General features: G+C 70.3%; 2 protein-coding genes. Both read left to right on the forward strand.

Features of this window, described 5'->3' with window-relative positions:
• Window positions 1–2,361, forward strand: a 2,361-nt coding sequence (locus BN11_RS12410; RefSeq protein ID WP_162213229.1) for an SDR family NAD(P)-dependent oxidoreductase, incomplete at its 5' end; no start/stop codon positions are given.
• A 38-nt stretch (window positions 2,362–2,399) separates the two neighbouring features.
• Entirely contained in the window at window positions 2,400–7,751 is a 5,352-nt protein-coding gene (locus tag BN11_RS12415) for a carboxyl transferase domain-containing protein (RefSeq protein ID WP_157044122.1), read from the forward strand.
• Window positions 7,752–8,083: the final 332 nt, after the last annotated feature.

An 8,083-nucleotide genomic window follows, 5' to 3' on the forward strand; every position in this document is an offset into this window, starting at 1 on the left:
CTCGAAAAGGCCGGCGCCACAGTGCTTTACGGCCCGGCGGAGGACAGCGACGACGAGTTCGCCGGCCGCTTGGCCGAGTGGATGACCGAAGGGCCCATCGCCGGTGTCTACTGGCTGCCGGCGCTGGACGACGAAGGCGACGTCACGGCATACGAGCTGAACGAGTGGCAAGGTGCGCTGCAGCGCCGCGTCAAGGGGCTCTATGCCACGATGCGCACGCTGTGGGAGACCAGCCCCTTCCTCGTCGTCGCGACGCGCCTCGGCGGGTTCCACGGCTACGACGCCGGCGGCGCGACGAGCGTCCTCGGCGGCGCGGTGACGGGCTTCGCGAAGTCCTACAAGAAGGAGCGGCCCGACGCCCTCGTCAAGGCCGTCGACCTGCCGGCCAGCCGCAAGACGGCGGCCATCGCCGACCTGCTCATCGAGGAGACGCTGCGCGATCCCGGCTGTGTCGAGATCGGCCGCGCGGCGGATGGCCTGCGTTATGGCGTGGCCTTCGTCGAGCGGGCCTTCACCCCGCTCGGCCCGGACGGTTCGCCGCACGGCGAGGGCGGTATGACGCTCGGCAAGGACAGCGTCTTCGTCATCACCGGTGCTGCGGGCAGCATCGTCTCGGCGATCACGGCGGACCTGGCCAAGGCCAGCGGCGGCACCTTCCACCTGCTCGACCTGACGCCTTCACCCGATCCTGACGACGCGGACATCAACACCTTCCGCGACGACAAGGCCGCGCTGAAGGCCCGGATCGCCACGCGCCTGAAGGAGCAGGGCAAGAAGGCCACACCGGTCCTCATCGACCGCGAGATCGCCCGGATCGAGCGGCTCGAGGCGGCCCTGACCGCGATCGAGGCGGTCACCGACGCCGGCGGCAAGGCCTTCTACTACCCGGTCGACCTGACCGACGCCGGCAATGTCGCCGAGGTCATGGAGCAGGTGCGCGAGCGCAGCGGCAGCATCGACGTGCTGCTGCACGCGGCCGGGCTGGAGATCAGCCGCAACCTGCCGGAGAAAGAGCCGCGCGAGTTCAACCTGGTCTTCGACGTCAAGACCACCGGGTGGTTCAACGTGTGGCGCTCGGCCAAGGACATGGAGGTCGGCGCGGTCGTCGTCTTCTCTTCTGTCGCAGGGCGTTTCGGCAACCAGGGCCAGACGGACTACTCCTCCGCCAATGACCTGCTGTGCAAGGTCGTCTCCAACTTCCGCCGCACGCGGCCCCAGACCCGCGGCATCGCCACGGACTGGACGGCGTGGGGCGGGATCGGCATGGCGACCCGCGGATCCATCCCCAAGATCATGGAGATGGCCGGGGTGCAGATGCTGCCGCCGGAGGCGGGCGTGGCCTGGGTGCGTCGGGAACTGGAGTCCTCGGCATACAGCGGCGAGGTCATCGTCGCCGGGGTGCTCGGCGCCATGGCCGCCGAGTACCACGAGAGCGGCGGCCTCGACCGCAGCGCCGTCGGCGCCGGGACCGGCCCGATGGTCGGCGAGGTGTCGAGCAGCGTCCACACGGGCGTGACGTCGAAGACCACGCTGACCCCGGCGGAGCAGGGCTTCCTGACCGATCACCGCATCGACGGCACCCCGGTGCTGCCGGGCGTGATGGGCATGGAGTCCTTCGCCGAAGTGGCGAGTCTCATTGCGCCGCAGGGTTATCGCGTCGCGGCGGTCGAGGACGTCTCGTTCGCGGCACCGGTGAAGTTTTTCCGCGACGAGCCGCGAGAGCTGACGATCTCGGCGGTCATCACCCCCGCTCCCGACGGTGACGACCTCATCGCGCACTGCGCCCTGACCGCCAGCCGCGAGCTGCCCGGCCAGAGTGCACCGGTGACGACCACCCACTTCACGGGCACGGTCGTGCTGACCACGAGCGAGCCGGAGGCGCAGAGCGTCGAGGGCGGCACCGAGGCACCCGAGCAGACCGTCGGCTCCGATGTCGTTTACACCTTCTACTTCCACGGGCCCGCCTATCAGGTGGTCTCCGAGGCGTGGAAGGACAACGGCGGCTCGGTCGCGCGGTTCAACACCGGCGTCCCGGACAACCACGTCCCGGCGGACGCTCCGCTGATCACGGCTCCCCGCCTGGTCGAGCTGAGCTTCCAGACGGCCGGATTGTGGGAGGCCGGCACCCAGGGACGGCTCGCGCTGCCCATGCGCGTCGCCTCGACCCGGGTGCTCAAGGACCCGGCGAGCGTCGAGGGTGACCTGTTCGCCCGCGCCACGCCGACTGCCGACGGCTTCGACGTCGTCGTCACCGACGCGGCCGGCGATGTCGTCGTCGTCCTCGACGGCTACGCGACCGTACCCCTTCCGGGTGACCTCAGCGAGGACGTCGCATCGGCGCTCGGCGCGACGTTCGCCTGACCCCATCCACTCTCGACCAGATCAAGGGAGCTTTACCCGTGGGAGCGACAATTCGGCTGGCCGTGATCGATCACGGCGAACCCGCCGTGCGCCTGGTGGCGGCTATCGGCAATCTCAACCGGGACCCCGGCACCCGGATCACCAGTGTGGTCGTCGCACCGGACACGACCGCGCCCTGGTTCGCCCGCGAGGGCGACGAGTTCCTCTCGGTGCCGGCTGCGGCCGGCGCCGAGGGGCTCGTCGCGGCCCTCCAGGCGGCGGGGATCGACGCCCTGTGGCCGAGCGAGGTCAGCGCCTACGGGTCGCTGCTCGAGGTGGTGCGTTCGGCGGAGGACGCGGGCATGACGGTCGTCGGCCCCAACGCCGGCGCGATCGAACGACTCACCGACCCGGGCAACCTGGCCACGCTCGCCGAGCAACACGGCATACCGGTGGACGCGGACGGGCCCGCCGAGCGGCTCCTCGAGGTCGACACCCTCACCGACGCCGCCGGCACGACGTGGGCGCTGCCGCCGCGGGAGGTCACCCTCCAGCAGGACGGCGAGTTGCTCATTGCGGAGTCGCCGATCAGCGCCATCGCCGAGGACGTCCTCGAGGATGTCACGGCGGCGGCACGCACCCTCGCGGGCGCGTGCGCCGCGACGTGCGGCGCAACGGGCTCCGCGGTCGTCACCTTCGCCGTGCCCTTCGACGGCAGTGCGTATGCCGTGCGCTCGCTCGCCGTGGGCGGGCGGCCCGAACACGCGGCGATCGAAGAGACGACCGGTGCGAGTTTCGTCGGGCTGCAATGGCGGATCGAGACCGGCGGCTCGTTGGACGCCGCACCGCCCGAGGGCGACGGCTACACGATCGAGGCGCGCATTCTCGCGCGGGACCCGGAGGGCGGTCACCCGACCGGCGGCCGCGTCGAGTTGTTCTCACTGCCCGTCGGCACGGGTGTGCGGGTCGACGCCAGTCTGCGCGAGGGCGACCTCGTCGACGCCGAGCGCGATCCCGTGCTCGCCACCGTCACGGCGTGGGGTCTGGACCGCGCCCAGGCGCTGAGCCGCCTGCGGGCAGCTTTGGAACGGACGGCGATCGCCTTGTCCGACGGACTGACGAACCGGTCGGTCCTGCTGGCCGTGCTCGGCAGCGACGACGTGGCCGCCGGGCCCGTCACGGCGGCCTGGCTGCCGGAGACCCTGGGCGGCGGCGCCCTGGAGCCGCCGCCCGACCCGATGGCCCTGGCGGCGGCCGCCGTCGAGTTCTACGAGGCCGATTTCGCCCTGGTGCAGGACAGCTTCCGCGCCAGCGCCTCGCGCGGGCGTCCGGCGCACCCGGAGCAGGTCGGCGCCCAGATGCAGCTGACCTATCGCGGCCAGCCGCACCGCTATCGGGTCGACAAGATCGCCGCCGACCGCTACCGCATTCGCGACGGCGCGGCGGTCGACGTCACCGTCGACCGGCTCTCCGACCACGAACGCCGAATGGTCGTCGCCGGCCGCAAGGTCCGGGTCGTCGTGCAGCCGCATGAGGAGGCCGTCCATCTCGAGATCGACAGCGTCGCCCACACCGTGCGCCGCGACGACGGCGTCGTCGTGCGCACCGGCTGGCCGGCCCTCGTCGGATCGTTGCTCGTCTCCGTCGGCGACGACGTCACGGCGGGCCAGCCGATCGCGATCCTCGAGTCGATGAAGATGGTCACCACGGTCACCGCGCCCTTCTCGGGACATGTGACCTCGGTCGCCGTGCTGCCCAACGCCCAGGTCGAGAAGGGCGACCCGCTGCTGCGGATCCGCACCAGCGCGAGCGCGGACGAGGACACCTCGAATGCCGACGTCAGTCTCGCCACGCTCGCCGAAACCCCTTCCGGCGCAGCGCCGGTCAGCGAGAGCGCCCGAGTCTTCGGCGGCCTGACCAACTATCTGCTGGGTTACGACCTGGACCCGGCGGCGGTCAAGGTGCTCATCGCGGCATACCGCAAACTCGCCGCCGGCGAGGACAGCAGCGAACTGCGCGAACGGGAGGACGCCTTCCTCGACCTCTACGCCGAGATCGGCTCGCTCTATCGCCCGCGCGTGGAAGCCGACTCCGGCGCCGACCCCGACGAGGAGGACCCGGACAACACCCAGGAGTTCTTCATCGCCTACCTGCAGTGGCTCGACCCGGACCGGGCCGGACTGCCCGCCAGCTACCGGGTGCGGCTGCAGCAGGCGCTCGCGCGGTATGGCGTGGACTCGCTGGCGGACCGCGAGGACTTGCGTCGCACCACCTTGTGGATGTTCCGCTCCTTCAGCCGGGTGCCCGAGATGGCACCGGTCGTCGTCGCGATCCTCGAGCGCCGCATGGACAAGCCGGATGCCGAGCCCACCGCCGACTGGCAGGACCGGCTCGAGCGACTCGTCGCGGCCACCGAGGGCCGCCAGCCCGAGGTCACCGACCTCGCCCGCGACGTGCATTTCCAGGCCTTCGAGCAGCCGGCCATCGAGCGGATCAACGATGTCACCGCGGCCGAGATGGCGACCCACATGGGAGTCCTGGCGGACGACCCGCACGTGGCGGACCGCTCCGACCGGATCAACCGGCTCGTCTGGTCACCGCATCCGATGCGCTCGCTGTTGCTCGACTCCTGGCGCGACAGCCTCGCCTCCCCGGCCGACGCGGACCAGACCCAGGCCTTCCGCGCCGCCATCCTCGAGACCTACCTGCGGCGCTTCTATCGCATTCGCGACCTGCGCGGCCTCGACATCGACATCGTCGACGGCTTCGAGGTGGCCTTCGCCCACTACGGCCACAACGGCATGGATCTGCACGTCGTCGCGGGCTACCTGCCGCTCGAGGACCTGCCCCGGGCCTCGCGGGCCATCGCAACACACCTGAGCACCAAGGCTTTCCAGCGCGAAGCGATCGTCGATCTGGTGCTGTGGCGCGAAGGTGAGTGGGACGACATCGAGGCGCTCGCTGCCCATACGGCTGACATCCTCGCCCAGTGCGACTTCGGCCGTGTGCTGCACCGCCTCGACCTGACGATCACGACGATGGGCGGGCACCGGGCCAGCAGGCTGCGCACCCAGCACCTGACCTACCGGCAGGGCGAGGACGGGTCCTTCGTCGAGGAGCAGATCTATCGCAACCTGCACCCGATGCTCGGCAAGCGTCTCGACCTGTGGCGGCTGTCGAACTTCACCCTGACGCGGTTGCCCTCCCCCGAGGACGTCTACCTCTTCGACGGCGTCGCCAAGGACAACCCCAAGGACCACCGGCTCTTCGCCCTGGCCGAGGTGCGCGACCTGACTCCCGTGCGCAACGAACTCTCGGGCGAGGTCACCTATCCCCTCCTCGGGCGGATGGGCCTGGCCGCGCTCGCGTCGATGCGGGCCGCGCTGGCGACCTACCCGGTGCGCGAGCGCCCGGTCGCCAACCGGCTCGTGCTCTCGATCCGGCCGACGTGGACCATCCCCGCGACCGACTGGTATCCGCTGGCGCGCGCCTATGAGGGGCTCGCCCGGGGCGCCGGTCTGGAGAAGATCGTCCTGCACGTGACGGTCCCGGAGACCGACCCGGTCGGGAAGCGGGTGTTGCGCGATCGCATCCTCGTGCTCGACGGACTCGGCGCCGGTGGCCTGTCGATCCGCATGGACGAGCCGGGCCCCAACCCGGTGCGGCCGCTGACGAAGTACGCCCAGAAGGTGTTGACGGCCAACCGGTTCAAGTCGCCCTACCCCTACGAGATCCTGCGGATGCTCACCCCCAACCCGGGGGACGCCTCGCCCTTCCCGTCGGGCCGGTATGTCGAACTCGACCTCGACGAGGACGGCGAGACGCTGATCGAGGTGGACCGCGAGCCGGGCAACAACAGCGCCCACGTCGTGGTCGCCCTGATCACCAACTACACGGACACGCAGCCGGAGGGTATGACGCGCATCGCCCTGCTGTCCGACCCCACCCAGGGGCTCGGAAACCTCGCGGAGCCGGAGTGCCGCCGGATCAACTCGGTCCTCGCCTACGCGTTGGAGCACAAGATCCCGGTGGAGTGGTATGCCGTCTCCTCCGGAGCGCTCATCGCCATGGACTCCGGCACCGAGAACATGGACTGGATCGCCCTGACCCTGCGCCGGCTCATCGAGTTCACACAGGCCGGCGGCGAGGTCAACATCATCGTCACCGGGATCAACGTCGGCGGGCAGCCCTATTGGAACGCCGAGGCGACGATGCTCATGCACACCAAGGGCATCCTGATCATGACGCCGGCGAGCGCGATGGTGCTGACGGGCAAGCAGGCCCTGGACTTCTCTGGCGCCGTCTCCGCCGACGACAACTCCGGCATCGGCGGCTTCGACCGCGTCATGGGCCCCAACGGTCAGGCGCAGTACTGGGCGCCCTCGTTCCCGGAGGCCTGCCAGCTGCTGCTCGACCACTACGGCTTCACGTATGTCGTTCCCGGAGAACGCTTCCCGCGCCGGTGGAAGACGGCGGACCCGGTGGATCGCGATGTCCGCACGGCGCCGCACGCCAAGATCGCCGGCTCGGACTTCACCACGGTCGGGGACGTCTTCGGGGCAACGACCAACCCAGAACGCAAGCTCCCGTTCGACATGCGCTCGGTGATGCGGTCGGTGGCCGACGCCGACTGCGAACCGTTGGAGCGGTGGCGCGCATGGCAGGATTCTGACACCTCGATCGTGTGGGACGCGACGGTCGGCGGCATCCCGGTCTGCATGCTCGGACTGGAGTCGCGCACGGTGCCGCGGCGCGGGTTCGTCCCGTCCTACGGGCCGCCGGCGTGGACCTCGGGAACGCTCTTCCCGCAGTCGTCGCGCAAGACCGCGCGAGCCGTCAATGCGGCGAGCGGCAACCGGCCGCTGGTCGTCCTGGCGAACCTGTCCGGCTTCGACGGATCGCCGGAGTCGATGCGCAACTGGCAGCTGGAGTATGGCGCCGAGATCGGGCGGGCGGTGACGAACTTCGACGGCCCGATCGTCTTCGTCGTCGTCTCCCGCTATCACGGTGGCGCCTTCGTCGTCTTCTCGAAGGCGCTGACCGAGTCGATGGAGATCGCGGCGGTGGAGGGCTCCTTCGCCTCCGTCATCGGTGGCGCGCCCGCTGCCGCAACGGTTTTCGCGCGTGAGGTCAAGGTGCGCACCGAGGGTGACGAGCGGGTCAAGACCGCCCGGGCCGAGGCCGCGAGCGCGTCCGGCGCAGAGGCATCCGCCGCCCGCGCCGCGTTGGCCCGGATCAGCGCGGAAGTGCGGTCGGCGAAACTGCGCGAGGTCGCGGACGAGTTCGACGGCATCCACACCATCGACCGGGCACGGCGGGTCGGGTCCGTCGACAGGATCATCAAGGCCGAGACACTGCGGCCGTACGTGATCGACGCCCTCGAACGCGGCATGGCCAACTTCACCGGCTAAGCCGCACATCACCGGCTGAGCCGCAAACCACCGGCTGAGCCGCAAACCACCGGCTGAGGCTCACAGAAAGGGCACAGCGAGACCACAAGAGCGCGAAAGCGGGGCACGGGAATCTCTAGGGGTACGGCATACCGCCCCCCACGACGAAAGAGGATTCCCGTGTCCCGCTTTGTTTCTCGCCCCAAGCGCTTCGCCGCCTTCACCTCCAGCCTCGCCCTGGCGGGCGCGGTGCTGGTCGGCTGCGGCGTCGCCGCCGACGACACCTCGACCACGGCGGCCGGTTCGGCCGTCACCGTCAGCTCCGTGGCGTCGACCACGTCGGACAGCGACAC

Source organism: Nostocoides australiense Ben110 (assembly GCF_001050535.1).
Lineage (GTDB): Bacteria > Actinomycetota > Actinomycetes > Actinomycetales > Dermatophilaceae > Nostocoides_A > Nostocoides_A australiense.